General features: G+C 69.0%; 18 protein-coding genes. 9 read left to right on the top strand and 9 right to left on the bottom strand.

The window, feature by feature from the left end:
• Nucleotides 1-3 precede the first annotated feature (3 nt).
• The 6 genes from HMJ39_RS18135 (at nt 4) to mscK (ending at nt 9,228) form a co-directional block, all read left to right on the top strand.
• Nucleotides 4-666 (top strand): ATP-binding cassette domain-containing protein, encoded by a 663-nt coding sequence (locus HMJ39_RS18135; RefSeq protein ID WP_323370940.1) that lies wholly within the window; start codon nt 4-6, stop codon nt 664-666.
• A complete protein-coding gene (locus HMJ39_RS18130) occupies nt 663-2,186 on the top strand; it encodes a PhnE/PtxC family ABC transporter permease (RefSeq protein ID WP_194298384.1) in 1,524 nt (507 codons plus the stop codon). The genes HMJ39_RS18135 and HMJ39_RS18130 overlap by 4 nt, the downstream gene beginning before the upstream one ends.
• Nucleotides 2,183-4,405, top strand: coding sequence for a selenide, water dikinase SelD (selD, locus tag HMJ39_RS18125; protein WP_194298383.1), 2,223 nt, complete (start codon nt 2,183-2,185; stop codon nt 4,403-4,405). The genes HMJ39_RS18130 and selD overlap by 4 nt, the downstream gene beginning before the upstream one ends.
• 72 nt (nt 4,406-4,477) lie before the next feature.
• The gene (locus HMJ39_RS18120; RefSeq protein ID WP_267130501.1) at nt 4,478-4,828 is read left to right on the top strand and encodes a PA2779 family protein; all 351 of its coding nucleotides are present in this window, start codon (nt 4,478-4,480) and stop codon (nt 4,826-4,828) included.
• Nucleotides 4,828-5,745 carry a PA2778 family cysteine peptidase gene (locus tag HMJ39_RS18115; protein WP_228462457.1) on the top strand — a complete coding sequence of 306 codons (918 nt, stop codon included), beginning with the start codon at nt 4,828-4,830 and terminating at the stop codon, nt 5,743-5,745. The genes HMJ39_RS18120 and HMJ39_RS18115 overlap by 1 nt, the downstream gene beginning before the upstream one ends.
• A 78-nt stretch (nt 5,746-5,823) precedes the next feature.
• On the top strand, nt 5,824-9,228 hold the full coding sequence (mscK, locus tag HMJ39_RS18110; protein WP_323370939.1) for a mechanosensitive channel MscK: 3,405 nt from the start codon (nt 5,824-5,826) through the stop codon (nt 9,226-9,228).
• A gap of 282 nt (nt 9,229-9,510) precedes the next feature.
• Here mscK and HMJ39_RS18105 read toward each other — a convergent pair whose 3' ends face one another.
• From HMJ39_RS18105 to HMJ39_RS18090, 4 genes are all read right to left on the bottom strand, one after another.
• Nucleotides 9,511-10,110: a hypothetical protein gene (locus HMJ39_RS18105; RefSeq protein ID WP_194298382.1), complete on the bottom strand. Its 600-nt coding sequence runs from the start codon at nt 10,108-10,110 to the stop codon at nt 9,511-9,513.
• Nucleotides 10,110-11,411 (bottom strand): peptidyl-prolyl cis-trans isomerase, encoded by a 1,302-nt coding sequence (locus tag HMJ39_RS18100; protein WP_194298381.1) that lies wholly within the window; start codon nt 11,409-11,411, stop codon nt 10,110-10,112. The genes HMJ39_RS18105 and HMJ39_RS18100 overlap by 1 nt, the downstream gene beginning before the upstream one ends.
• Before the next feature lie 9 nt (nt 11,412-11,420).
• Entirely contained in the window at nt 11,421-12,440 is a 1,020-nt protein-coding gene (locus tag HMJ39_RS18095) for a phospholipase C/P1 nuclease family protein (protein WP_161383640.1), read from the bottom strand.
• Between the two features lie 127 nt (nt 12,441-12,567).
• A complete protein-coding gene (locus HMJ39_RS18090) occupies nt 12,568-14,505 on the bottom strand; it encodes a purple acid phosphatase family protein (protein WP_194298380.1) in 1,938 nt (645 codons plus the stop codon).
• 172 nt (nt 14,506-14,677) lie between these two features.
• Between HMJ39_RS18090 and HMJ39_RS18085 the strand changes: the two genes are divergently transcribed.
• The gene (locus HMJ39_RS18085) at nt 14,678-16,591 is read left to right on the top strand and encodes an ATP-binding cassette domain-containing protein (RefSeq protein WP_194298379.1); all 1,914 of its coding nucleotides are present in this window, start codon (nt 14,678-14,680) and stop codon (nt 16,589-16,591) included.
• A gap of 39 nt (nt 16,592-16,630) precedes the next feature.
• Nucleotides 16,631-17,971: a succinylglutamate desuccinylase/aspartoacylase family protein gene (locus tag HMJ39_RS18080; protein ID WP_323370938.1), complete on the top strand. Its 1,341-nt coding sequence runs from the start codon at nt 16,631-16,633 to the stop codon at nt 17,969-17,971.
• Nucleotides 17,972-18,017: 46 nt separating this feature from the next.
• Here the strand turns inward: HMJ39_RS18080 and HMJ39_RS18075 are convergent, their stop codons facing one another.
• Nucleotides 18,018-18,704 (bottom strand): TetR/AcrR family transcriptional regulator, encoded by a 687-nt coding sequence (locus HMJ39_RS18075; protein ID WP_194298377.1) that lies wholly within the window; start codon nt 18,702-18,704, stop codon nt 18,018-18,020.
• 334 nt (nt 18,705-19,038) lie between these two features.
• Entirely contained in the window at nt 19,039-20,910 is a 1,872-nt protein-coding gene (locus HMJ39_RS18070; RefSeq protein WP_194298376.1) for an extracellular catalytic domain type 1 short-chain-length polyhydroxyalkanoate depolymerase, read from the bottom strand.
• 196 nt (nt 20,911-21,106) lie between these two features.
• On the opposite strand from HMJ39_RS18070, the gene HMJ39_RS18065 reads away from it, so the two are divergent.
• Complete coding sequence (locus HMJ39_RS18065) at nt 21,107-22,723, top strand: BCCT family transporter (RefSeq protein ID WP_194298375.1); 1,617 nt, start codon at nt 21,107-21,109, stop codon at nt 22,721-22,723.
• An 89-nt stretch (nt 22,724-22,812) separates the two neighbouring features.
• Here HMJ39_RS18065 and HMJ39_RS18060 read toward each other — a convergent pair whose 3' ends face one another.
• The 3 genes from HMJ39_RS18060 to pbpC all read right to left on the bottom strand — a co-directional run bounded on the left by HMJ39_RS18060 (nt 22,813) and on the right by pbpC (nt 26,464).
• Entirely contained in the window at nt 22,813-23,454 is a 642-nt protein-coding gene (locus HMJ39_RS18060) for an SDR family oxidoreductase (protein ID WP_194298374.1), read from the bottom strand.
• A gap of 80 nt (nt 23,455-23,534) precedes the next feature.
• A complete protein-coding gene (locus HMJ39_RS18055) occupies nt 23,535-24,056 on the bottom strand; it encodes a lipocalin family protein (RefSeq protein ID WP_161383647.1) in 522 nt (173 codons plus the stop codon).
• Nucleotides 24,057-24,148: 92 nt separating this feature from the next.
• Complete coding sequence (gene pbpC / locus HMJ39_RS18050) at nt 24,149-26,464, bottom strand: penicillin-binding protein 1C (protein WP_323370937.1); 2,316 nt, start codon at nt 26,462-26,464, stop codon at nt 24,149-24,151.
• Between the last annotated feature and the right edge of the window lie 4 nt (nt 26,465-26,468).

Raw genomic sequence — 26,468 nt, 5'->3', positions numbered from 1 at the left:
GCGGTGAGCGAGGCTCTGTTCCGGTTCCACGGCGCGCGCCTGGGCCACGGCGACGCCACCGTGTTCGCCGCCCTGGACCTGAGCGTGCGGCGCGGCGAAACCGTGGCTCTGCTGGGCGCCTCCGGCAGCGGCAAGTCCACCCTGCTGGCCGCCCTGCGTGAACAGCGCCAGGCCCTGTGCGCCTGGTGCCCCCAGGAGCAGGCCCTGGTGCCCATGCTCAGCGTGTTCCACAACATCTACATGGGCGGCCTGCACCGCCACGGCACCTGGCACAACCTGCGCACCCTGCTGCGCCCGGCCGCCGCCGACCGCGCCGAGGTGGGCGCCCTGGCCGCCGAACTGGGCCTCGCCGACAAGCTGTTCACCAGCGTCGACCGGCTGTCCGGCGGCCAGGCCCAGCGCACCGCCCTGGGCCGCGCCCTGTATACCCGCCGCCCGGTGCTGCTCGGCGACGAGCCGGTCTCCAACCTGGACGAACACCAGGGCCTGGCGCTGATGCAACGGGCCCTGGCCACCCACGACACCGCCGTGGTGGCCATGCACGACCGCGCCCTGGCCCTGGCCTGCTTCCAGCGGGTGCTGGGCCTGCGCCACGGCGAGTTGGTGCTGGATGCCCCGGCGGCGGCCCTGACCCTGGCCGACCTGGACGAGCTGTACCGGCCATGAGTGCCCGGCCCGCCACCACCGCCGCCGGCTGGCGCCGCGCCAGCGGCTGGTTGCTGCTGGCCGGCTTGCTGGCCTTCGCCTGCGCCGATCTGGCGGTGACCCGCACCGCCCCGGGGGCCGAGTTGCTGCGCGTGGCCCGGGGCTTCCTCGCCCCGGTGTGGCTCGGCGACGACGGCCTGGCCGCCGCTGAACTGGGCCGCGCCCTGGCCAATACACTGGCGTTCGCGTTCCAGGGGGTGGCGTTCGGCGCCGCCGGCGGCTTCCTGCTGGCGCTGTTCTGGCACCGCCGGGCGGTGCGCGCGGCCGCCGCCTCGGTGCGCGCCGTCCACGAGCTGTTCTGGGGGCTGTTGTTGATGCAGGTGGCCGGGCTGTCGCCGCTCACCGGGGTGCTGGCCATCGCCCTGCCCTACGCCGGCATCTTCGCCAAGGTGTTCGGCGAAATGCTGGAGGAAGCGGACCCGGCGCCGGCGGCCAGCCTGCCCCGCCAACGGCGGCGCCTGAGCACGTTGTTCTATGCCCGCCTGCCACTGATCGCCGCCGACGCCCGGGCCTACACCGCCTACCGGCTGGAGTGCGCCCTGCGCGCCTCGGCGATTCTCGGTTTCATCGGCCTGCCGACCCTGGGCTTCCACCTGGAAACCGCCTTCCGGGAGGGGCTGTACGCCCAGGGCGCCGGCCTGCTCTACGTGCTGTTCGCCCTGATCCTGAGCCAGCGGCTGTGGCTGCGCGCCCGGCTGGTGCCGGTCTATCTGCTGGCCGCGCTGCTGTGGGCGCCGCCCCTGGGCCAGGGGGACTGGGCCACCCTGGCCCGCTTCGTCACCCAGGACCTGGTGCCCGCGCCCCTGGCCCGGGATCAGGGCTGGGCCGCCCTGGGCGACTGGGCCTGGATGCTGTGGCGCGAGCAAGTGGGTCCTGGGCTTTGGCATACCCTGGTGCTGGGCATGGCGGCGCTGCTGCTCACCGCGGTGCTGGCGCTGCTGCTGTTTCCGCTGCGCTCGCCGCTGTTCGGCAACCGGGCCACCCGGCTGCTGGGCCACGGCCTGCTGGTGGTGCTGCGCACCACGCCGGAGTTCTTCCTGGCGTTCTTCCTGCTGATCATCCTGGGGCCGTCCATGCTGCCGGGCATTCTCGCCCTGGCGCTGCACACCGGCGCCATCATCGCCCACCTCACCGGCCGCTTCAGCGAGGGCCTGCGGCTGCGCGCCGACAGCGCCCGGGGCGTCAACCGCTACGCCTACGAGGTGCTGCCCCGGCTGTCGCCCTCCTTTCTCGCCCTGCTGCTCTACCGCTGGGAAATCATCATGCGCGAGACCGCCGTGCTGGGTATCCTGGGCATCCACACCCTGGGCTTCTACATCGACTCCAGCGTGGCCGAGTTCCGCTTCGACCGCACCCTGGTGTTGATCCTCGCCACCGTGTGCCTGAACCTTGCCGTGGACGCTTTCTCCCGCTGGCTGCGCGCCCGTTTGCGTCTGGCCGGCGAAGGGCGCCGCCTCGGCTCCAAAAAGGATTCCCCATGAACCCAGTGAGTACCCCGGCGGACCGGGATCTGGTCCTGGTCGGCGGCGGCCACAGCCACGCCCTGGCCCTGCGCATGCTGGCCATGAACCGGGAACCGGGCCTGCGGCTCACCCTGGTGTCCCCGGACAGCCTGGCGGCCTACTCCGGCATGCTGCCCGGTCTGGTGGCCGGCCACTACACGCTGGAGGAAACCCACGTGGACCTGCGCCGGCTGTGCCAGGCCAGCGGCGCCCGTTTCGTGCGCGCCCGGGTCACCGACCTGGACCCGGCGGCCCGCCGCCTGACCCTGGACGACGGCACCACCCTGGACTACGACTGGCTGAGCCTGGACGTGGGCGCCACCCCGGACCTGGACGCCGTGCCCGGCGCCGCCGCCCACGCCGTACCCGTGAAACCGGTGAGCGACTTCCATTATCGCTGGCGCTCGCTGCTGGCCGACCTGGATCACCGCACCGACGAACTGGCGATCTCGGTGGTGGGCGGCGGCGCCGGCGGCACCGAGATGATCCTGGCGGTGGCCCGCGCCCTGATCGATCACGGCCTGGCCGCGCGGCTCACGCTGGTTACCGCCGGCGAGCTGCTGCCCGGCTACCCCGACGCCGTGCGCCGGCGGATGGCGCGCCGCCTGGCGGATTACGGCGTGCGGCTGTGCACCGAGAGCCCGGTGCGGCGGGTGGAGGCGAGCCGGCTGATCCTCGACCACGACACCGTCGCCCATGACTTCCTGCTCTGGTGTACCGGCGTCAAGGCGGCGCCCTGGCTGGCGGCCAGCGGCCTGCCCTGCGATGAGCGCGGCTTCGTGCGCGTCGACGAACGGCTGCGCAGCCCCGCCGATAAGCGCATCTTCGCCGCCGGGGACTGCGCCGCCTTCCCCGGCGGGCTGCCCAAGGCCGGCGTCTACGCGGTGCGCCAGGCGCGCACCCTGGCGCACAACCTGGCCGCCGCCGCCGGCGGGCGGGCATTGCGCGCCTACCGTCCGCAGAAACGCTTCCTGTCGCTGCTGTCCGCCGGCGACCGCGACGCGGTGGGCAGCCGCGGGCCGCTGCTCACCGTGGCCGGCCCCTGGGTGTGGCGCTGGAAGGACCGCATCGACCGCCGTTTCATGGCGCGTTTCGACGAACCCTTGCCGCCGATGCCAGCGCCCGCCGCCGAGGCGGCGCCCCACTGCGCCGGCTGCGGCGCCAAGATCGGCGCCGGCGCCCTGGGCGAGGCCCTGGAGCGGCTGCAACCGGCGGTGCGCGAGGGCATCGAGGCCGGCGTCGACCAGGCCGACGACGCCGCCGTGATCCGCTGGCCGGCCGGGCAACGCCTGGTGCAGACCCTGGACTACTTTCCCGCCTTCCTGGACGAGCCCTTCGTGTTTGGCCGGGTGGCCGCCCTGCACGCCCTCAGCGACCTGTACGCCATGAACGCCACGCCCCACTCCGCCCTGGCCACGGTGTGCGTGCCACGCCACCATCCGCGCCTGCAGGGCCGCGACCTGCAACGACTGATGGCCGGTGCCGTGACGGAGCTGAACCGGGCCGGCTGCACCCTGGTGGGCGGCCACACCATCGAGGGCCCGGAGCTGGCCGCCGGCTTCACCGTGAACGGCGCCGCCGCCCCGGAGGCCCTGTGGCACAAGGGCGGCGCCCGGCCCGGCCAGTGCCTGATTCTCACCGGCGCCCTGGGCACCGGCATCCAGCTGGCCAGCCTGATGCACGGTCGCGCCCGTGGCCCCTGGCTGGACGCCACCCTGGAGGCCATGCTGGCCGGCAACGGTGCGGCCCGTGAGGCCCTGGCCGGCCTGGGCGACCTGGACGGGACGCGGCCCGGCGCCTGCACCGACGTAACCGGCTTCGGCCTGCTCGGCCATCTGCTGGAGATCTGCCAGCAAAGCGACGTGGACGCCCGCCTGAATCTGGAAACGGTGCCGCTGCTGCCCGGCACCCTGACCCTGGTGGAGGCCGGCGTCACCAGCACCCTGAAACCGGCCAACGACCAGGTGCTGGCCCGCTGCGAGCACCACGGCGTGGCCACCGACGACCCGCGCCTGGCGGCGCTCACCGACCCGCAGACCAGCGGCGGGCTGCTGTTCAGCATCGACCGGGAACGCGCTCCGGCGGCCCTGGCCGCGCTGCGCCGCCACCGCGTGCCCGCCACGCAAGTCGGTGAACTGACTGTAAAAAATCACAAAGCTTCCGCCACCATGACGTTGCACGACGGCGGCCCATGCTAGTGTTTGGCCATCATTTCAAGTGGAGCGATGCCAATGAAAAAGTCCATCACGGGCGCTTTGACCGCCCTCGTCATGCTGATCACTCAAGGCCTGTTCGTCCCCGCCGCCCAGGCCGCCATGGTCACCACCGACGGCATGGTCGCCAATGAACAGCGCGCCGCCATGGAACAGAAGGTCATGCGTTTCATGGAACGGGACGCCGCCGCCAAGGTGCTCGCCGACAACGGCGTTACCCGCGACGACGTGCAGCAGCGCCTGAGCCGCCTGAGCGACTCCGAGCTGCAAAAACTGGCCACCAAATCCGACCAGATGCCCGCCGGCAGCGGCGTGGTGGGCGTGATTCTGGCGGTGATCCTGATTCTGGTGCTGCTTGATCTGCTGGGCGCCACCGACGTGTTCCCGGTCATCGATCCGATCGGGTGATGCCCCTGCCCCTGATGCGCGGCGGCCGCGTGGCCGCCGCCTTGCTGCTCGGCCTGCTGCTGGCGGCCTGCCAGACCGTCCCCCCGCCCCAGGAGGCGGAACACCCTCCCCAGCAATACCTGGACGTGCCCTTCATCGCCCAGGACGCCTACCAGTGCGGCCCGGCCGCCCTGGGCATGATGCTGCAATGGAACCGGCTGCCCGGCGACAAGGAAGCGCTGGTGGACGAAGTCTGGCTGCCCGAGCGCAAGGGCGCTCTGGGCATCGAGCTGAAGGCCGCCGGCCGCGCCCGCGGCCTGCTCGCTTACCCGGTGCAATCCCCGGATGCCCTGTTCGCCGAAGTGCAGGCCGGCCATCCGGTGCTGGTGCTGCAGAACCTGGCCCTGCCGCAATGGCCCATGTGGCACTACGCGGTGGTGATCGGTTACCGCGACGGCGGCGAGCGCATCGTGCTGCACAGCGGCACCAAGGAAGCCACCACCAGCCACTGGAACCGTTTCCTGCGCACCTGGGCGCGGGCGGAATACTGGGGCTTCGTGCTGCTGCCGGCGGGTGAGCTGCCGGCCAGCGCGCGACCGGAGCCCCTGCTGCGCGCCCTGGCGCCGATGCAAAAGGACACCCTGGCCCACTGGCAAGCGGCGGTGGCGCGCTTCCCGGACAACGGCCGGCTGCGCTTCGGCCTGGCCAATGCCCTGTGGGCGGCGGAGCGCCACGACGCGGCCCGGGACGCCTACGAGCGCACCGTGACCCTGGCGCCGGAGCTGGCGCCGGCCTGGAACAACCTGGCCTACGCGCGCCGCGCCGCCGGCGACCGGGACGGCGCCCGGCAGGCGGTGTGCCGGGCCCGCGCGCTGGCGCCGGACAGCGACAACGTGGCCGACAGTGTCGAGGAAATCACCGGCGGCGAGGGGTGCTGACCCGGGCGCCGTCGGTGGCTATCGTAATACGGCGTAATAACGCCTAAGCTGCGCAAAAAACGACGGAAGACAACGCCCGTGTGGATTCGACTCTTGCTGCTGGGGCTGCTGTGCGCGGCGCACCCGGCCGTGGCCCAGACCCCCGCTGACTTCACCCTGCCCGGCATCGCCGATCTGGAAAAACAGCTGGCCGGCGGCGGCGACGGCGGCGGTGACAATGGCGGCCAGAACGACGCCGCCGGGCAGGACAACCCGGAACACCGGGAAACCCTGGAAAAGACCCTGGAACTGCGCCGCGAGATCGACACCAACCGGGAACGGATCGAGGCGCTCAAGAAGGAGAAGGCGGAAGCGCCGCGCCGCCGGGCCAGCCTCAACAGCCAGTTGGACGAAGCCCGCCGCCAGCGTCAGCAGGACTGGCGGCAACAATACCGCTCCCTGTCCCTGGCCGCCCTGGTCCAGGAACTCAGCGACCAGCTCGACGCCCTGGAAAGCAACCAGCAGGAACTGGCCAAGGTCAGCAGCGAGCTGACCCGGGCGCAGACCCTGCCGGAACGGGCCCAGACCACCATCAGCGACAGCCTGGCGCGGATGGACGAAATCCGCCAGCGCCTCAACCGCCAGGAAGACAACCTGGACGACGCGGAAAAAACCCGCCTGCAAACCGAGCTGACCGCCCTGGAAACGCGCATTCAACTGCGCAACCAGGAACTGTCCGTGGCCAGCACCCTGGAGGAACTGTCACGGCTCAACAAGCGCGTGCTGGAAGCCCAGGAAGCGGCCATTCAGGAGCGTCTGGACGTGCTCCAGCCGATGATCAACGAGCGCCGCGAGGAAAGCCTGAGCACGGAGATCGGCGACGACGAGGCCGACCTGCCCGCCGGCCTGGCCGACCACCCGCGCCTGAAACAGGCCCGGGAGCGCAACGACGGCCTGCGCGATCAGCTCAAGCAGACCAGCAACGAGGTCAACGAACTGATCCGCGAGGTGATCAGCGCGGAAACCCGTCTCGACCGGGCGCGCTCGCTGTCCAGCACGGTCAACGATCAGATCCGCATGCTCGACGGCAGCCTGCTGCTTTCGCGCATTCTCTACGAGCAGCAGAAAAGCCTGCCGGAGTATCACCCCCAGGAAGGTCTGGACAAGCTGATCAGCGACACCCGCCTGGCCCAGTTCGACCTGCGCCAGGCCATGCAGGAGCTGGAGAACCAGCCGCTCCAGGTGGACAACACCGACAACCTGCCCCCGGCGGAACGCCAGCAGTTGGACGACGCCCTGCGCCGCCTGGCGGACACCCGGGTGGAACTGCTCAACCAGCTCGACCAGGAGCTGGGCCGCAAGCTCAATATCCTGGTGCGGCTGAACCTGTCCCAGGAGCAGCTGCGCAAGATCACCGAGAACCTGCACGACACCATCTCCGAGCAGACCTTCTGGATGCCCAGCACCCAGCCGCTGCCGGCCTGGATTCGCGATTTCCCCACCCAGGTGCGCGACCAGATGGGCGCCATTCCCTGGCAGCGGCTGGGCGACGACGCCGCCGAGCTGATGAACAGCAAATGGCCCTGGTTGTTCCTGCCGCTGCTGCTCGCCGGCCTGCTGTGGCTGTGGCGGCGCCGGCTGCGCGCCCGGCTGCGCGCGCTCAACGGCGACATCGGCTTTCTCAAGCGCGACAGCCAGCGCCATACGCCGGTGGCCATCGTGTTCACCACTCTGATGAGCGCGCCGGTGCCCCTGGCCATCGGCCTGCTGGCCTGGGGCCTGTGGAGCCAGCCCGGCACCCTGAGCACGGTGCTGGGCGCCGCCCTGGCCAAGATCGCCCTGCTGTGGCTGGTGTTCGAACTCTGCTACCGCCTGCTGGCGCCCAAGGGCATCGCCCAGCGCCACTTCCGCTGGCAGGCGGAGGGCAACCTGATCCTGCGCCGGCGACTGCTGGTGGTGGGGCTGACCATGGTGCCCATGACCCTGGTGATCGCCTTCGGCGAGGAATGGCCGGCCCAGCTCAGCAACGACCGCATCGGCCTGGTGACCATGGTCGCCGGCCTGCTGGTGATCAGCGTGACCCTGTCCCGGGCCGCCCTGGCCTACCGCGCCCGGCGTTACTCGCGCACCGTGCGCGGCGCCGCCGTGATGCTGTGCGCCGGGGTGCCGCTGGTGATGGTGGCGCTGATCGTGGCCGGCTACTACTTCACCGCCGTGCGTCTGTCCGGACGCATGATCGACACTTTCTATCTGTCGTTGCTGTGGATCCTGCTCGACGCCACCGCCGTGCGCGGCCTGGCCGTGGCCGCCCAGCGGCTCGCCTACAAGCGCGCCGTGGCGGACCGCGAAGCGGAACACAAGGAAAGCGTGGAAGGGGTGGAAGTGGAGGAACCCCAGCTCGACCTGCAGCAGATCAACCAGCAATCCCTGCGCCTGATCCGGCTCGCCCTGCTGGGCCTGTTCGGCGTGCTGCTCTACTGGGTCTGGGCGGACGTGATCAACGCCTTCTCCTACACCGACACCATCGTGCTCTGGCAAAGCACCGAGGGCAGCGGCCTGAACGCCACCAACACGCCGATCAGCCTGGGCGACGTGATCACCTCCCTGGCCATCGGCGCCGGTACCTTCATGCTGGTGGCGAACCTGCCCGGCCTGCTGGAAGTGCTGCTGCTGTCGCGGCTGAACCTGCGCCAGGGCTCCAGCTACGCGGTGACCACCCTGCTCTCCTACCTGGTGATCGTGCTCGGCGTGATCATCGCGCTGGGCTCGCTGGGGCTGTCCTGGAGCAAGATGCAGTGGCTGGTGGCGGCCCTCGGCGTGGGGCTGGGCTTCGGCCTGCAGGAGATCTTCGCCAACTTCATCTCCGGCATCATCATCCTGTTCGAACGGCCGATCCGCATCGGCGACGTGATCACCATCGACAACCTGTCCGGCACGGTGAGCCGCATCCGCATCCGCGCCACCACCATCATCGATTTCGACCGCAAGGAAATCGTCATCCCCAACAAGGTGTTCGTCACCGAGCGTCTGATCAACTGGACGCTGTCGGACACCGTCACCCGGTTGACCATCAAGGTGGGCTTCGCCTACGGCTCCGACCTGCAGGCTTGCCACGATCTGCTGGTGAAGGTGGCCAAGGACAACAAGCGGGTGCTCACCGATCCCGAACCGCTGATCCTGTTCATGGCGTTCGGCTCCAGCACCCTGGACCACGAGTTGCGCGTCTACCTGGGCGAGATCAACGACATCCTGTTCGCCACCGACGAACTGAACAAGGCCATCGACGCGGCCTGCCGGGAGCGGGGCGTGGAAATCGCCTTCAACCAGATCGACGTGCATCTGCGTTCCACCACCGACGACGTCAAGATCCTGGAAGCCGGCGGCGAGCCGCCGGAGACACCCCGCCGGGGCGGCGACACCCGGGGCCATTACGGCAATACCCGGAGCCATTACCACGATGGCGACGAGCCGCCCAAGGGCGTCGGCGACGGAGGAGAGGAATAAGCCTGATCACGGTTGGCGGGAAATCGGCGGAGGCCTCTCCATCGGGGCCGCGTCTTGGCGTGGTCCCCCTTCCGGGAACGTCGTGAATCCGTCCGTGGAGACTCCCGGTCAAACATCCTGTTTGACAGGGTCCCGGAAGGGGGACCACGCCAAGACGCTACGAGGTAGCGTCCAGCGCCGCTCCGTAGGTTGGGTGGTGCTGTAGTGTAGGAGCGACTTCAGTCGCGATGGCCGGTGGCACCGCCGTTGATCGCCACTGAAGCGACCCTCCGGCCAGGCGGGTCAGTCCGGGTCCGGCGGCGCCAGCTCCGGGAACCGGGACAGCAATTCCTCGCGGCGGGCTTTCAAGCCTTCCAGCTTGCGCCGCCCTTCCGCCAGTTGCTCCGGCGGCAGGCCGTCCCGCTCGCCCCGGGCCACCAAATCTTCCAGCTCACCGATGCGCCGCTTGGAGGCGTCCATGAAGGACGCGTACACCGCCATTCTTTCCCCCTGCTCATAACGGCTGTACCGCTCCGGGTCATCGAGCACGTCCTGGGGCGGCGGCACCCGCGGTTCCCGGGACGCCACCGGCGGCGTGCGCGGATCGCCGTCGCGGCGCGCCCGGCGCAGGGATTCCGCCGCCTCCGGGCGCACCCGGGGCGCGATCACGCCTTCCGCCGCCGCCGGCTCGGAGCGCTCCGCTGGTGGTGGCGGCCGGTCCCGCGCGGTCGGGGCCGGCACCGGGCTCACCGGCGACCGGGGCGTGACGGCCGGCGGCGGTGGCGTTTCCGGATCGGGCCCGGCCACCGCCGGCGCCGGGGGCGTCGCCGGCCCGGCGGGCCACAGAACCGCGGCCCCGGCCAGGCCGGCGCAGGCGGCGGCCAGAAGCAGCGCCCGCCACATCACGGCGACGGCTCCAGGTAAAACCGCACGCGGGCGGCGGCCTGGCGCCGGGCCAGACCGGTGCGCAGCCGTTCCCGCAAGCGCTCCCGGGCCAGCACCCGCGACGCCTGGTAACGCACCGCCTCACTGTCGGCGGCCTGGAACCCTTCCCGCCGCCGGTCCACCGCCACGATCACCCAGCGCGCCTCACCGGGCACCCGGGCCGGCGGTGACACCGCGCCCTCTTCCACGGTGAACGCGAAGCCTGTGAGCCAGGCGTCCGGGTCGCCGCGCTGCAACCAGGCCGGGGCCTGATAGCTAACGCCCGGCCGGTCGGCGTGGCGCCGCGCCACCTCGGCCAGCGGCTCACCGCCTTGCAGACGTTGATGGACGCGGTCGGCCAGCGCCTGATCGGGCAAATACAGACGCGCCGCGCGCACCTTCTCCACGCGCCGGAAGTGCTCGCGGTGCAACTGGTAATAGCGGCGGATGTCCTTGTCGGGAATCGTTTCCGCCACTTCCCGCAGCCGCAGATTGTCGTCGTGGGGATCGTCACTGAGGCCCAGGGCGCGCAGCAGCGCCCGCTGGTCCAGCCGGTCCAGCACCAGTTGCCGGATCCAGTCCCGCTCCGCCGGTTCCAGCGGCGCCCGGCGCTCGAACCAGTCGAGCACGAAGGCGCGGCGCACCCAGGCTCCGGCGGCGTCCGCCATGGCGGCGCCGTCGAGATTGTGGAAGCGGGTCTTGAGGGCAATGTTCTGGGCGTCGTACAGCCGCGCCAGGGTCAGGCGGCGCTCCTCGCCGCCGGGGAAGCGGTAACGGGCCACCACCCAGCGCCGGGCGGCGGCGCGCTGGCGCTCGTTCAGTGCCAGGCGCAGGCCGGAATCGGCGGTGAGAATGGGCACCAGCTTGTCGGCGTCCAGGTGCCAGGGGCCCGCCACCGCGTCCAGCGGCGAGTCCCAGCCGTGGGCGTCCAGGGCCGCCGCCAGGGCGTCCCGGTAGGCCACCCGGATCAGCGCGGCGGTGTCCCGGTCGGCACGGGTGGCGCGGTCGTAGCCGACCCGGGCCGGCCCGTGGTCGACGGCGTGCTTCTCCCGGTACCAGGCGCCCATCAGATGGATGTCCACCAGATCCGCCAGCACCTGGCGGGCCGTCACTCGGTCGTCATGGAGGCGGGCCGAGGCCAGGAACACCGCCAGCACCGGCCGGGTCAGCGCGGCGCCGTCGACCTCCGCCACCACCTCCGGATCCCGGGGCGTGGCGCCGGCCAGGGCCACCATCAGCAGCGCCGCCAGCGCCAGGGCGCGGCGGCGCGGTGCGCGCATGCCCATGGGTTACTGGGTCAGTTGCGCGGACGCGTGGCCCAGCAGGTGCACCACCAGGGCAATGGCGTGGGGCACCACCACCCGGGCCACCTGCACCCGATCCGAGTGATCGGTGCTGGACAGCACCAGAGCGCCGTTGGCGTAGGCGATGTCGCCGCCCTGGGTGAGCAGCGGGCGGATGTCCGTGGTGCCGCCACCTGGCGCCGTGTAGCTGGACAGGGCCTGGGTCACCAGGGTCTCGTCGTTGAGGTCCTCGCTGTCGTAGTAATCCGCCACCCAGCCTTCCCAGCCGCTGTGGTTGAGCGCCGAGGTGGTCCATACATGATGCGGCTGAACCACGTCGGTGGCGTGCAGGGCGTAGCCCAGGCTCTGGGCCGTGGGGTTGGCGAGAAACTGGTCGTACCAGTACTGGGCCAGGTTATCCAGCGGCTGGAACGGCATTTCCTCGAAATCGTCGTACATGGATTTCGAGGAGGTGGTGCCCTGGCGGTAGTTGGCCTCGGTGATGCCGTAGGTGTCGTACTCGGAATCGTCGTTGGACCACCAGCCGGTCATGCCGCCGGGGCCGTCGTCCAGGTAATCGCCCACCAGCCAGGTGGCGGCCAGGTTGTCGATGTCGCCGGACACGGTGAGCTTGTCGTAGTTGTAACCGCCCAGGTCGTTGCCGTGCACGTCCGGCCCCCGGGTGTGGTTCTGGAAGTGCCAGTAGGAGGTGTAGTTGACCAGGGAACTGCCGGCGTTGAACACCGGCGCGTAGACACAGTCGCCGGTGATGGCGCCGCAGAAGTAGGTGTCCTGGAAGTCGTCCACGTCGTAGGCGCTCTGACCGAGCACCTGGGCGAACTGGGCCACGGTGTAGCCGGCGGCGCTGGCCACCGCCTGCAGGTCGGCGTAACCGGTGGTCTGCGGATGGGCCTGCATATAGGCCACCGCATCCTCCACCAGGCGGCGATGGGTCTCTTGCTTGAAGGCTTGGGCGGTGGGGCAGACGCAGGCCACGGCCAGCAAACCGATGAGCATCCGTTTCATGATTCCCTCCCTGGGATGTTGTTTTTGGTATGCCCGTCCTATACAGGCGTAATTCGGTCTCCGCTTCAATTGTTCATCCGCGACATTCGCCTTCACGCGCGGCCCCGGCGGGCCGCGCGCCGGCTCGTCAGTTGACGATCGAGAACTGGTCGAACAATTGCACCTCGCCGTTCAGGTCGGCGGGGTCGAATACATAGCTCTTCACCAGCCCGGTGTCCGTTTCGAGAATGGAAAACACGCTCAGATTATTGCTGGCCACGAACGGCAGATCCGGATAGCCGCCGTCCTCCCAGCTCATCGGGCTGAACTCGGTGGGCAGGGCCATGGTCCGCCCCTGGGGGTCGCCGTTGGGGGCATAGTCGTCGATGCTCCAGCGCGGGTTCGGCCCGTTCACGTCGTCCCAGAAATCAGCGCCACTGGAACGCACGTTCTTGGTGTAGTTGCCGGTGTTGTCCTGGTAGTAAGCCCCGTAGCTGTTGCCCACGTTGGAGCTTTCCAGATAATGCATGCCCTCCACCTCGGCCCGGTTCCACAGATGGGAGTGGCCGATGTGCACCAGATCGACGCCGTTTTCGATCAGCAGCGGCTCGATATCGCGGTACCAGACGTCTTCTTCCAGGGGGTATTGGTAGCGCACCTCGCTGAGGGAGGCGGAATCCAGACGCGGGCGCACCTGCTGCTCCCACTGATCGGCGCTGATCGGAAACGGCAGTTCGGTGATGACTTCCTCGCCATTCTCCACTTCCACCAATTGCATCACCGGCTCGGCAAGCACCGGCACGGTGTTGTCGCCCAGGCCGAAAACGCCCTGGTGCGCCATGACCACCTTGTAGCGGGCCTGCTTGAAGGCATCGCTTTGCAGCACCTCTTGCAGCCAACGGTACTGTTCCGACTCCTTGTCGAAACGCTCGAAGATGAACTCGCCGAATCCCCAGGCCTCCGGGTTCTCCAGCTCACTCAGGGTTTCCACGAACTTGCTTCGTCCGGTGCCGCTGACGCTCCAGGAACGCCAGATCCTCGAGACGTTCATGGAAATCAGGAACACATCGCCGAACGCCACCGCGTAATAATCCTCACCGGCCGGGCCGCCATCGGGGAAACTGAAAATCTCCCGGTAGCTTTCATGGTTGTGGGAATGGTCGGCGATCCATTGCGCCTTAATGTCCTCGTCGCCGGTGGGATTGACCTGGTCCTTGAGCTGCTCATAGGCAATGGCGGCGTACCAGCGCGGCTGCGGGTCACCGAAGGCGCCACCGAGGGTGTAATCGCTGTCGGCGCTGCCGTCATGGGTGTAGCGGCCCATCACCTCATGGTTGCCGATGGTGGCGAACAAGGGCGCGTGTTGAAGAATCTCACCACCGGTGTAGGGGTAGCCGGGCAGAAATTCCTGATAACGGCCCTGCAGGGTGGGGAAGAAGGCCGGCGCGTTGTCCGAGGCCTGATCAAACCATTCGGACGCGCGATCGGGCACATTCACCAGGTCACCGGCGAAGAACACCGCGTCCGGACGGCCCACGGTTTCCACCACCTTCTGATAATTGGCGGCGGCGTTTTTCTTCAATTGAAGATCGGAGGTCAGCAGGATTTTCAACGGCTGGTTTTTGCCGGGCGCCGCCGCCAGCGAAAAGGTTTCGCTGGTCAGGGTGTGGCCATTGTCGTCGGTGCTGGCGACGTGATAATCAATCCGTTCACCGGGCGCCAGGTCGCTGGCGGTGGCCTCGTGACGATACACCGGCCGCTCCGCGATGCCCTCATAGGTCTTGCCAAACTGCTTCGAGGAAGCGTCTTCCATCATCCGTGACAGCTTGGTCGTGTCCGCCGCCGCGGTACGACCCTCGCCATAATGCAGGGTATGTTCGGTGCCCGGGAAGGTGGTGAACCAGACCACGTTGACCGAGTCCCTGGTGGGCATCTGAAGGAAGGGGTCGGTGATGAACCGGTTCTCCTGGTTCAGTTCCACAGGCACTTCGGTGGTCACTTCCACCCGGTCGTCGTCACCGGCACAGCCAAACAGGGCCAGGGCCCCCGAAAACAGCAAAAAAGGCGAAAACAGCGATCCGCGCATGATCCATTCTCCAGCGAATAAAAGGCTGGCGCCATGCTCGACGGGCTCGGTTACAGAACCGTTGAGATTTCATGACGCCGGCCTTCACTGTGCGCCGGTTCACACCACCACCTTCCACCCGGCAAGGTGTTACACTGGGCGCTTTATTCATTACCGCGACCCGCGTCCCTACATGCCTCTTATTACCCTTCGTGATCTCGACCTCCATTACGGCGAGCAGCCGTTGCTCGACCAGGTGAATCTGGCCATCGAACCCGGCGAACGGCTGTGCCTGGTGGGCCGCAACGGCACCGGCAAGTCCACCCTGTTCAAGGTGCTCACCGGCGAACAGCAGCCCGACGACGGCCAGATCGAAACCGCCCGGGAACTGACCGTGGCGCGCCTGGAACAGGAAGTGCCCGACGACCAGGACCACAGCGTCCACGACATGGTGGCCGGCGGCCTCGGCGAGCTGGGCGAGCTGCTCAACGAGCACGACCGCCTGAGCCGCGCCCTGGCCAGCGGCGACGAGGACGCCATGGCGCGTTTCGAGACCCTCAACGACCGGATCGAGGCGCGCGGCGCCTGGCAGCTGTTCCAGCGCGTGGAGACGGTGCTCTCCAAGCTCAAGCTGGACGGCGAGGTGGCCTTCGCCGGTCTCTCCGGGGGCATGAAGCGGCGCGTGCTGCTGGCCCGGGCCCTGGTGCGCGAGCCGGACATCCTGCTGCTCGACGAGCCCACCAACCACCTGGACCTGGACAGCATCCGCTGGCTGGAAAGCTTCCTGAAGACCTACCCGGCCACCCTGGTGTTCATCTCCCACGACCGCGCCTTCATCCGCGCCCTGGCCACCCGCATCATCGAACTGGACCGGGGCCATCTGAGCAGCTGGCCCGGGGACTACGACAAGTACCTGGCCGGCAAGCAGGCGGCGCTGGACAACGAGGAGCGCGCCAACGCCGAGTTCGACAAGAAACTGAGCCAGGAGGAACGCTGGATCCGCCAGGGCATCAAGGCCCGGCGCACCCGCAACGAGGGCCGCGTGCGCGCCCTCGAGAGCCTGCGCGAGCAGTATGCCCAGCGCCGTAACCGCCAGGGCACCGCGGGCCTGGAAATCCAGCAGGGCGACAGCTCCGGCAAGATCGTCATCGAGGCGGAACACCTGGCCTGCGAGCTGGGCGGCAAGCGCATTCTGGAGGATTTCTCGCTGACCCTGATGCGCGGCGACCGGGTCGGCGTGCTGGGCCCCAACGGCTGCGGCAAGTCCACGCTGATCCGCCTGCTGCTGGGCCGCCTGGAGCCGGATCACGGCACCGTGAAACCGGGCACCCAGCTTCAGGTGGCCTACTTCGACCAGTTGCGCGACACCCTGGACGGCGACAAGAGCGTGCTCGACAACCTGGCCGAAGGCTCCGACGTGGTGGAGATCAACGGCCGCAAGAAGCATGTCATGGGCTACCTGCAGGATTTCCTGTTCGAGCCGGCGCGGGCCCGCCAGCCGGTGCGCTCGCTGTCCGGCGGCGAGCGCAACCGGCTGCTGCTGGCCAAGCTGTTCACCCGGCCGTTCAACCTGCTGGTGCTGGACGAACCCACCAACGACCTGGACGTGGAAACCCTGGAACTGCTCGAGGAGCAGCTGGTGAACTACCAGGGCACCCTGCTGCTGGTGAGCCATGACCGGGAATTCATCGACAACGTGGTCACCTCCACCCTGGTGTTCGAGGGCGACGGCGATCCCCACGTCTATGTGGGCGGCTACCAGGACTGGTTGCGCCAGCGTCCGGAACCGGCGCGGGCGGAGGGCGTCAAACCCGCCGCCGCGCCGAAAACCGAAACGAAGGTAAAAAGCGCGCCCGCTTCCGCGGCGGACGACCACGGAGCCCGTAAGCTGACCTACAAGGAACAGCTCGAGCTCAAGGCGTTGCCGGAAAAGATCGAAGCCCTGGAAGCGGAGCTCGACGCCGCCCAGGAACGGCTCGCCGACCCGGACATCTATAAGGGTCCGGCGGAGGACATCGCCGCCGCCCAGCGCCAATTGCAGACGCTGGAGCAGGCACTCAACGACCACTACGGCCGCTGGGAAGAACTGGACCAGCGGCCCTCATAGAAGGCCCGGCGATCCCGGGCCGCGAGGAGGATGTGTTTCGTGACCCCGAGGCAACCGCTGAAGAACGCCATCATCGCCCTTTCCCTGCTGGCGCTGGCCGCGCCGCTGGCGGCCAATGAGAGCGAGGACGAGGACGGCCGCCACGCCGCCCCGGCCACCGCCGACCAGGCGGCACCACGCCCGGAGGACCCGGACGGCCCGCCGGCGCGCCGCGATGAAGACCGTGATGACGACGGCGGCGAAGCCCGGGAAAGCGCCGCGAACCAGGACGAGGCCGAGCCCGAGCCGGCCATGCCGCCGGCGCCGGACCCGGTGGCGCCCCTGACGCTGCTCGACCAGAGCGTGCCGGTGGGCACCTTCGACACCCTCTACTGGACCCCGGACCAGTCGTTCCGCTCCATCGCCACCCCGGTGCCGGTGCTGGTGGCCCACGGCACCAAACCCGGCCCCCATCTGTGCCTCACCGCCGCCGTCCACGGCGACGAATTGAACGGCATCGAGATGGTGCGCCGGCTGATGTACGAGCTGGAGCCCGACGAACTGGCCGGCACCGTGGTGGGCGTGCCCATCGTCAACCTGGACGGCTTCCGCAACGGCTCCCGCTACCTCAGCGACCGCCGCGACCTGAACCGCTATTTCCCCGGCCGCAAGAGCGGCAGCGCCGCCAGCCGGGTGGCGTACTCCCTGTTCGAGAACATCGTGCGCCACTGCGACTACCTGGTGGACCTGCACACCGGCTCCCAGAAACGCATCAACCAGCCGCAGCTGCGCGCCGACCTGGAGGATCCCCGGGTGGTGGCCTTCGCCAAGCACTTCGGCGGCATGACCGTGCTGCACAGCCCGCCGGCGGACGGCATGCTGCGCGCCGCCGCCGTGGACGAAGGCATCGTGGCGGTGACCATGGAAGCCGGCGGCCCCAACCGCCTGGAGGAAGAGGCGGTGGACTACGGCGTGCAGGCCCTGGAGACGCTGCTGGAGAACCTGGACATGCGCAAGGCGAGCCGCTTCTGGGGGGCGCCGCAGCCGGTGTTCTATGAGTCTGAATGGATTCGGGCCGGCCAGGGCGGGATTCTGCTCTCCGAGGTGGAACTCAACGATCAGGTCAAGAAGGGCCAGATCCTGGGCACCGTCACCGACCCGATCAGCAATACCGGCAGCGCCATCATCGCCCCCTACGACGGGCGCGTGCTGGGCATGGCGGTGAACCAGGTGGTGCACGCCGGCTTCGCCGCCTACCGCATCGGCGAGGAGAAGAGCGCCGAGGAAGTGGAAGCCAAAGCGGAGCAGGCCCAGGAACAGGGCGATTCGGATGGCGACGGCAACAAGGACGAAACCGCGCCCGCCGATGAGCCCGACCGGCCGGATGGTGATACCGAATAGCAGCCTGGGTGAGGATCGCGGCTAAAGCGGTACGCCGCGATGGGTTTCAGCCGCGATCCGCCAGGGGCCCGCACACCCGCTCGAACCCGGCCACCACGAACGGAATCATGCGGTCGTAGGCGGTCTGGAAATCGTCGGAGCGGCACAGGCCGCCGGACATGGCGTTGATGCGCCCGGTGTTGGCGAAGGTCAGGGTCATGGATCCGGACATGAAGTGGTAGCACCAGTAGAGGTCGGCGCGCTCGGCGTCGGGCAGGACCCGCGCCAGGGCTTCCACGAAGGCTTCCATGGGGGCGTCGAAGTGGCGGCTCATGAGCACCGGGCCCCACACCGGGGAGGTATTCACGAAGGCGAGCAGCGCGCAGTAATTGCGCCAGCCCTGGTCCTCGCTTTCCTGGGCCATTTCCAGCGGGCGCAGATAAGCCTCGATGATGCGTTCCAGGGGCACCGGCCGCGGATCGGCCTCGGCGCGGGCGCGATTGAGGGCGTCCAGGCGGTCGTCGTTGAGGATGCGGGCGCGGCGTTGGAAGACGGTATCGAAGAGCTGCTGCTTGGGGCCGAAGTAGTAGTTGATCAGGGCCACGTCCACGCCCGCTTCCCGGGCGATGGTGCGCAGGGTCACGCCGTCGTAGCCGTGGCGGGCGAACAGCCGTTCGGAGACATCGAGGATGGTGGCGCCGCGATCGCCGGCGCCGTCCCGGGCCCGGGGGCGGCCCACGGTCTTTTTCGTCATGCGCGGATAGTACGCAAGCGCCGCTGGGACGACAAGCAACCCGGTCCTATGCGCGTCACCCTCCAGCCGGGGCGCGATTCCGGGCCAGGCCCTTCCGGGAACGCCGCGAGTACGTCCATGTAGGCTCCCTTTCGAACGTCCTGTTCTCAAGGGTCCCGGAAGGGCCTGGCCCGGAACCGCTTGGCAGTGATCTTCCACGTAACGGGGTTTATCCCGGCGCCAGGATGGAGAGTGTAGGAGCGGCTTTAGCCGCGATGCCGGTGGCACCGCCTTTGATCGCGACTGAAGCGGAACGCCGCCCGGTCGCTCCTACGGACGCCCCCGGCAAGAACGGTCAGGGGCAGGTGCCGACCTGCCAGGTGGCGCCACCGTCGCTGCTGTGCAGGGTGGTGTTGCCCCAGGTGGAGCCGGCCATGGGCTGGTCGCTGCCCTGGGCGAAGTAGTCCGGGGTCAGGTAATTACCGGTGCTGTACGCGCGGCCGGCGGTCTTGTGGTAGTAGTTGTAGGCGCTTTCCTGCTGGCAGCCCGGTTGCGGGTCGCCACCGTCACCGCCGCCGGCGCAGGCCTGGATCGGGCCGGTGCAGCTGGCGTCGTCGTCTTGCCATTGGCATTGGTCGCCGCTGGCCTGCTCGGTGAGTTTGAAGGTGTCGGTGCCGTATTCCAGGTAGCAGTTGGCGTAGTTGGTGTAGTCCAGGCGGCCGGCGCTGATGTGCTGGTCCAGGGTGGCCACCTGGCCGGCGTCGATCTGGAAGGTGATCTGGTCGTTGTCGGCGAGGCCGCCCTGGTCCAGGGCTTCGACGCTGGCGTTGTTGGTGCCGCCGGGCAGGTCGCAGGCGCGGGCGCTGTAGTGCACGCCGTCCAGGTCGGCGGTGACGGCGCCGCTGGCGAAGGTCACCGTGACCGAGGCGAGATCCTGGTTGCGGTCCACCACCTGGCCGCTGACCGTGGCGCACTGGCCGTCCACGCTCACCGCGATGTCGCTGAGCACCGGGGCGCTGGGCGGCGGCGCCGGGCCCACCCGCACGGTGTCGATGGCCGGGTCGCTTTCGCCGCCGTCGTTGTCCTCGGCGGTGACCGCCACGGTGTAGAGGTCGTCCGCCAGGCCGCCGCTGTTGGCCTGGAAGGCGCCGCCGCCGTCCACGGTGGTGGTCAGGGTGTCGCCGCCGCCGGCCAGGCCCTCGATAACGATGGTGATGGCGGTGACGGTGCCGTCCTGGTCGGCGGCCTGGCCGCTGACCTGAATGGCGTCGCCGTTGGCGGCCAGGGTCAGGCCGGTCACGCTGGGCGCCAGGTTGCGATTCACCCGGGCGTTGTTCTGGCTGAAGAATTCGCCCAGGTAGCGGGCGTAGTTGATGCTGGCGCCGCCGATGTAGTTGCCGCTGGCGCCCTGGCCGCCGGACCAGGAGTGGTCCAAACCGTTGAGCCACAGCATGGAGACGCGGCCGTCCTGCCACAGGAATTCCTCGGCGGTGCCGCCGTCCTGGCTGATCACGGTGCTGCCGGGCAGCTCGCTGACGCCGTAGAGGCCGGCCATGCCTTCCGCGTTCTGGCGGTTGTAGCAGGTGTCCACGGTGGTGTCCGCGTCGCCGTGGGCGATGGACGCTACCTGGGTGTCGAAGGCGCTCCGGTAGGCGCCGCCCAGGTTGCGGCAGCGGCTTTCCACGTTGGCCTGCTCGCAGACGCCGATGGAGCTGGTGCCCACGCTGGGGCCGGCGCTGACGCCGACGCCGGCGAACACGTCCGGGGCCAGGCAGGCGGTGGTGTTGGCGAAGCTGGCGCCGGACGACAGACCGGCGATGTAGACCTGGTTGGGATCGATGCCACGGGCACCGTCGTCGGACAGCTCATTGGCCAGGTCGATCAGGTTGTTGTAGTCGCCGGCGCTGCGCGATTTGCTGCCCTGCCAGTAGGACCAGCAACTGAAGCCGGCCTTGTTCATGGCGTCCGGCACCGCCACCACCATGCCGTATTCCTCGGCGGCCACTTCCAGGTTGGCGGTCTTGTAGGCGTTGATCGACTGGGTGCAGCCGTGCAGCACGATCAGCAGCGCCTTGCCGGCGCCCACCGGCGAGTCGGTGTCGGGGGTGTAGAGGTGGACATTGTTGAAACCGCCCAGGGACAGGTTGTCCTGCCAGCTACCGGCGTGGACCGGCGCCGCCAACAGGAACAGAGCGCCCGCGAGGACGGCCAGGGCCTTCTTGATCATGGTGTTCTCCCGTTTTTACGTTGTTGTTCTGATCGGTTGTTGTGATCGTTTTTTCATTATTCATCGGCCGATGAATAAAAACTCTACAACCGTTGAATAACCCGGGTCCACCCATGAACGGCGATGAAAATGTATAACTTTTGAACAGGCTCACAATTGGGGTAGCGTCCGGCGCCACCGCTGGTAGTCTTGCCGGATGCTGAAACGACATCGCGTATACGTTATCTCCACCACCCTGATGGCCCTTCTGGTCGCCCTGGGCGTGGCCGCTCCGCAGGCCTTCCAAAACATCTCCGAGACCGTGCTCAATACCCTGGGGCACTACTTCGGCTGGTTCTATCTGATCAGTACCTTCGTGTTCGTGGTGTTCCTGCTGGGGCTGGCCATGAGCCGCTACGGCAAGATCCGCTTGGGGCCGCAGAATTCCGGTCCGGAGTACGGGGTGTTTTCCTGGTTGAGCATGCTGCTGTCCGCGGGCTTCGGCGTCGGCCTGGTGTTCTACGGCATGGCCGAGCCGATCCAGCATCTCACCGAGCCGCCCCACGGCCTGGCCGAGCCCGGCGGCGCCCAGGCCGCCACCCTGGCCATGCAGTACAGCTTCTTCCATTGGGGCATGAACCAGTGGGCGGCGTTCACCCTGGTGGGCCTGATCATCGCCTTCTTCCAGTTCCGCAAGGAGCGCCCCGGGCTGGTGTCCACCATGGTGGAACCGGCCACGGTGAAACTGCCGGGCCGCCAGGGCCTGTCCGATTCCCTGGACGTCTTGGCGGTGGTCGCCACGGTGATGGGGGTGGCCACCTCCCTGGGCCTGGGGATTCTGCAGATGAACGGCGGGCTGCACACGGTGTTCGGCTGGGCGGACAGCTTCTGGACCAAGGCGGCGATTCTGGGGGCCATGTTCGTGTGCTACACGGCCTCGTCCTACAGCGGCCTGGACAAGGGCATCCGCGTGCTCAGTAACCTGAACATGGCCCTGTGCCTGGGTTTCATGGGCTATATGCTGTTCACCGGCCCCACGGTGCTGATCCTGGACAATTTCGTGAACGGCCTGGGCGCCTACCTGGGCAACTACATCGAGATGGCGCTGACCATTCCGCCCCTGGAAGACCGGGACTGGATGAACCGTTTCACCCTGTTCTACTGGGCCTGGGTGATCGCCTGGTCACCGTTCGTGGGCACCTTCGTGGCGCGCATCTCCAAGGGCCGCACCATCACCGAGTACGTGCTCGGCGTGCTGCTGGTGCCGCCGCTGCTGGCCTGCGCCTGGATCGCCGTGTTCGGCACCACCGCCCTGGACCTGCAACTCAGCGGCGGCGTGGACCTGGCCGGGCCGGTGGCCGACGACGTGGCCAACGCCCTGTTCCAGATGTACCAGGCGCTGCCGTTCAGCACCTTCCTGTCCGGCGTCACCATGCTGATTCTGTTCGTGTTCCTGGTCACCTCGGCGGACTCCGCCTCCTACATCGTCTCGCAGATGACCGACCACGGCTCGCTCAACCCGCCGCTCTACAAGCGCCTCACCTGGGGCGTGCTGATCTCGGCGATCTGCCTGACGCTGATCGTGGCGAGCGGCCTGGAAGGGCTGCAATCCGCCAGCCTGCTGGCGGCGCTGCCCTTCGCCATGGTGCTGTTTCTGATGATGGGGGTGCTGATGTCGCAGCTGCGGGCGGACCGCCGCGCCATGCTGGTGGAGCTGTATCAGCGCAACGCGGAAACGCCGGTGGGCGCCGATGTGTTCGAAGCCGACGACTTCACCGACCTGCCGCCGGAGAAACGCATCCGGCGGCGGCTCAATTTCAATCGCAAGCCGTAATTTGTAGGAGCGACTTCAGTCGCGATTCACCGGCGGCGCCAACTTCATCGCGACTGAAGTCGCTCCTACAACACCGCATGCAGGGCGGCTTATTCCAGCGAGGCCACCGCCTGATCGATGGCGGTGTCGCCGCTGATCAGGTCGAACTCCCGCTTGCTGCTGCCCGGGTGGTCGAGCACCGCCCGGATCACAGCCGCCACGTCCTGGCGGGGGATCTCGCCGAACTCGTCGATGCGCTCGGCGAGCCGCACCTTGCCGGTGCCCTCGTCCTCGGTGAGCCGGCCCGGGCGCACGATGGTGTAGTTCAGGTGGCTGGCGCGCAGATGGTTGTCCGCCTTTTGCTTGGCGACGAAATAATGGCGCATTTTTTCCGGGCCGCTGTCCGGGTCGTCGGCGCGCATGGAGCTGACGATCACGAAACGGGGCACGCCCATTTCCTGGGCCAGGTCGATCAGGTTGATGGCGCCGTTCTGGTCCACGTCCACGGTTTTCTCCGGCCCGGTGTGCGGCCCGGAGCCGGCGGTGAACACCACCGCGTCGCAGGTGATCAGCGCGGCCCGGCAATCGCCTTCCAGATCCGCCACCACCACTTCGTCGGCGCCCAGCTCGCGCAGTCCCCATTCCTGGGACGGGTCGCGCACCATGGCGCGGCACACATGGTCGCTGTCGCCCAGCAGCTTCACCAGACGACGGCCAATCTTGCCGTTGGCCCCGGCGATCAGAATCCTCATTGCGGTCTCCTTCGGTCCGACCGGTCGTTGCGTTTTCACCCTACGGGGGTGGGGGCGCGAACGCCAGCTTCAAGCCGTGCTCACCAGCGCTGCGGCACGCGCTGGATGCGGTCGGTGTCGTAGCCCGCCTCGGCGGCGATCCGGTAGAGCCGCTCGAACGTCTCTTCGTCCGGGTTCGGCTCCCGGGCCATGATCCACAGATAATCCCGCTTCTGCCGGCCGATGATGGTGGCGCGGTAATCCTGGTCCACGTGGACCACCCGGTAGTCCGCCCGCAACGGCCAGATGAACTGCATCTTCCAGACCGCGTTGTCCGCTTCGGTGACGAAGCCGGTGGGCGTCATGGTTTCGCGCTCGCCGTCGAAGCCGTCCTCGTTGAAGCTGAAGGTCACGCCGATCTTGTCCGGCCCCAGCCGCTGGTAGCTTTCCACCGCGTTGTGGGCGCCCTTCTCCGGCGGCGTGGGAATGTTGGCGATCACGTACCAGTCGCCCATGAAGCGGTCCAGATCCAGGTTCTCCGCCAGCGGAATCGGCGGCCGCTCCGGCCGGCTCAGGCAGGCGGCCAGCAACACCGCGAACACTCCGATCAAGGCAAGGCGCATGGCAAATCTCCAAAGCGGAACGACAATCCCGGAAGCCTGCCCGCCCCCCGGCCAAGGGCGCGTGAAACCGCCCTTCCCTTTCCGCGACCGCTTCAGTCGCCGAGCACCTTGAAGCGGCGCTGAAGCCGGAAGCCCTGATCGTCCACCAGGGTGAGGGTGTGCCAGCCCGGGTCGGCGCGCAGGGCCCATTCGTGGAAGTGCTCGGTGACCCCCAGGTAGCGGTCGTCCAGGTGCCAGAACAGCCGTGCCCCGGCCCGCTCGTGGACCACCCGGAACACCGCCTGGCCGCGCCGCCCGCCCAGCTCCCGGGGAATGTAGAGGCCGGCGCCAGCGTGGGGATAGAGCACCGCCATGGGCGGGTCGGCGTCCAGGGCCCGGGCCCCGGCCAGGCAATCCGAGCGCCAGGCCGGCAGGGGCCGGTAGTCCGGATGGCGCTGGCGGTAGAACCAGGCCTGGGCCGGCGGCAGCACGAACCAGTCGCGGCTTTGCATGGCGGCCACCGCTTCGCAGCCGCCGTGCACCCGCTGGCCATTGCCGTCCAGATGCACCCGCCGGTGGTGCGGCGTCACCGTCTGGAAGTGGCCGTGCAGGGGCGCCAGCACGGTGTTCGCCGTGCAGCGCCCGCCGGCCAGGTAGCCGTCGTCGGCGCACACCCGCACCTGTTTGAGATCGTTGAGCGGCGGTTCCGGGAACGGCGCCGGGCCGAGCAGGCTGAACACATCCAGCATCAAGGGCGCGGCGGTGTCGGCGCCGCCCAGGTGGGGCGCCGGCTCGCCGTTGCCGTTGCCGGCCCACACGCCCACCGTATAGCGGCCGTTGCTGCCGATCGCCCAGGCGTCGCGCAGGCCGTAGCTAGTGCCGGTTTTCCAGGCGATCGGCTGGCTGGAGCGGTACAGCCGCCATTGCCGGGCGGTGCCGGGCCGGGCCACGTCGCGCAGGGCGTCCAGGGTCAGCCAGGCGGCGCCGGGGCTGATCGCGAACGGCTCCGCCACCGGGGTGATGCCGGCCAGGCGAGTCACCGGGGCGGCCTGGCCGTCCCGGGCGGTGGCGATCAGCCGGGCGTAGATGCCGGTGAGCTCCTCCAGGGTGCCCTCGGCGCCGCCCAGCACCAGTGTCAGGCCGTAGTCGTCGGCGGGCCGGAACAGGGTGGTCATGCCCAGCGCGCGGAGCTGGTCGTGGAAGCGGCCCACACCATAGCGACGCAGCAGGCGCACCGCCGGCACGTTCAGGGAGCGGGCCAGGGCCTCGTGGGCGGGCACCGCGCCCCGGTATTCCCGATCGAAGTTTTCCGGGCTGTAGCCGCCGTAGTTGGTGGGCAAATCCGGGATCAGGGTGTCCGGCAGGATCAGGCCGGCGTCCAGCATCAGGCCATAGAGCAGCGGCTTGAGCACGCTGCCGGTGGAGCGCGGGCGGCTGGCGATGTCCACGGCGGCGCCGTAGGTGTCGCCGTCGCCGTGCTGCACATTGCCCAGGTAGGCGCGGGTTTCCAGGTCGCGGTGGTCGATCACCACCACCGCCAGGTTGTGCACCCCCTGGCGGCCCAGGCGGCGGCCGTGGCGGCCGGCCAGCTCGCGCACCCGGCGCTGCAGGTCCGCGTCCAGGGTGGTGCGCAGCAGCGGGCCGCCGCCGTCGGCGCTGAGGGTATCCAGCAGGCGCGGCGCCAGGGACGGCAGCTCGTGGACCCGGGGCAGCGGTTCCAGCCTGGCCAGGGCCAGGTCGTCGGCGTCCAGCTCGCCCTGCTCATGGAGACGGGCCAGCAGCCGGTCACGCTTGGCCCGCAGCCGGTCCCGGTCGCGGCCCGGGTGGATCAGCGCCGGGCTGTTGGGCAGCACCGCCAGCAGCGCCGCCTCGGCCCAGCTGAGCGCCTCCGGCGGGCGCCGGAAGTAACGCCAGGCGGCGGCGCGCAGGCCCACGGTGTTGCCACCGAAGGGGGCGCGGCTGGCGTACTCGGCGAGGATCTCGTCCTTGCTCAGGTGCCATTCCAGGCGCAGCGCCAGCAGCGCTTCCCGGGCCTTTTCGTCCAGGGTGCGCGGCGGATCTTCACGCAGCAGCCGGGCCAGTTGCATGGTCAGGGTGGAGCCGCCGCTGACCACCCGGCCGGCGCGGGCGTTGGCCAGCGCCGCCCGGGCAATGGCCACCGGGTCCACGCCCGGGTGCCAGGGGAAACGGCGGTCCTCGAAGGCGAGCAACGCGCGGCGGTACTTGTCCGGCACCGTGGTCACCGGCGCGAACCGCCACTGCTGGTCGCCGGCGATGCGCGCCGCCAGCGGGCGGCCGTGCCGGTCCAGCATCAGGGTGGCGTAATCCACCCGCTGCAGGGACGCGGGCAACGGCGCCCACTGCAACCAGGCCAGCGCCGCCAGCAGCAGCGCCAGCGGCACCGCGACCCGGCGCCACCGGCGGCTCACGGCC

The organism is Alloalcanivorax profundimaris (genome assembly GCF_015265435.1).
Lineage (GTDB): Bacteria > Pseudomonadota > Gammaproteobacteria > Pseudomonadales > Alcanivoracaceae > Alloalcanivorax > Alloalcanivorax profundimaris.
This window is presented reverse-complemented; position numbering and strand designations above follow the sequence as displayed.

What these genes read in the sequence shown, in the direction of transcription:
- HMJ39_RS18130 (WP_194298384.1), top strand. Translation starts at nt 663, where the DNA reads ATGAGTGCCCGGCCCGCCACCACCGCCGCCGGCTGGCGCCGCGCCAGC.
- selD (WP_194298383.1), top strand. Translation starts at nt 2,183, where the DNA reads ATGAACCCAGTGAGTACCCCGGCGGACCGGGATCTGGTCCTGGTCGGC.
- HMJ39_RS18120 (WP_267130501.1), top strand. Translation starts at nt 4,478, where the DNA reads ATGCTGATCACTCAAGGCCTGTTCGTCCCCGCCGCCCAGGCCGCCATG.
- HMJ39_RS18115 (WP_228462457.1), top strand. Translation starts at nt 4,828, where the DNA reads ATGCCCCTGCCCCTGATGCGCGGCGGCCGCGTGGCCGCCGCCTTGCTG.
- HMJ39_RS18105 (WP_194298382.1), bottom strand. Translation starts at nt 10,110, where the DNA reads ATGTGGCGGGCGCTGCTTCTGGCCGCCGCCTGCGCCGGCCTGGCCGGG.
- HMJ39_RS18100 (WP_194298381.1), bottom strand. Translation starts at nt 11,411, where the DNA reads ATGCGCGCACCGCGCCGCCGCGCCCTGGCGCTGGCGGCGCTGCTGATG.
- HMJ39_RS18095 (WP_161383640.1), bottom strand. Translation starts at nt 12,440, where the DNA reads ATGAAACGGATGCTCATCGGTTTGCTGGCCGTGGCCTGCGTCTGCCCC.
- HMJ39_RS18090 (WP_194298380.1), bottom strand. Translation starts at nt 14,505, where the DNA reads ATGCGCGGATCGCTGTTTTCGCCTTTTTTGCTGTTTTCGGGGGCCCTG.
- HMJ39_RS18085 (WP_194298379.1), top strand. Translation starts at nt 14,678, where the DNA reads ATGCCTCTTATTACCCTTCGTGATCTCGACCTCCATTACGGCGAGCAG.
- HMJ39_RS18075 (WP_194298377.1), bottom strand. Translation starts at nt 18,704, where the DNA reads ATGACGAAAAAGACCGTGGGCCGCCCCCGGGCCCGGGACGGCGCCGGC.
- HMJ39_RS18070 (WP_194298376.1), bottom strand. Translation starts at nt 20,910, where the DNA reads ATGATCAAGAAGGCCCTGGCCGTCCTCGCGGGCGCTCTGTTCCTGTTG.
- HMJ39_RS18065 (WP_194298375.1), top strand. Translation starts at nt 21,107, where the DNA reads ATGCTGAAACGACATCGCGTATACGTTATCTCCACCACCCTGATGGCC.
- HMJ39_RS18060 (WP_194298374.1), bottom strand. Translation starts at nt 23,454, where the DNA reads ATGAGGATTCTGATCGCCGGGGCCAACGGCAAGATTGGCCGTCGTCTG.
- HMJ39_RS18055 (WP_161383647.1), bottom strand. Translation starts at nt 24,056, where the DNA reads ATGCGCCTTGCCTTGATCGGAGTGTTCGCGGTGTTGCTGGCCGCCTGC.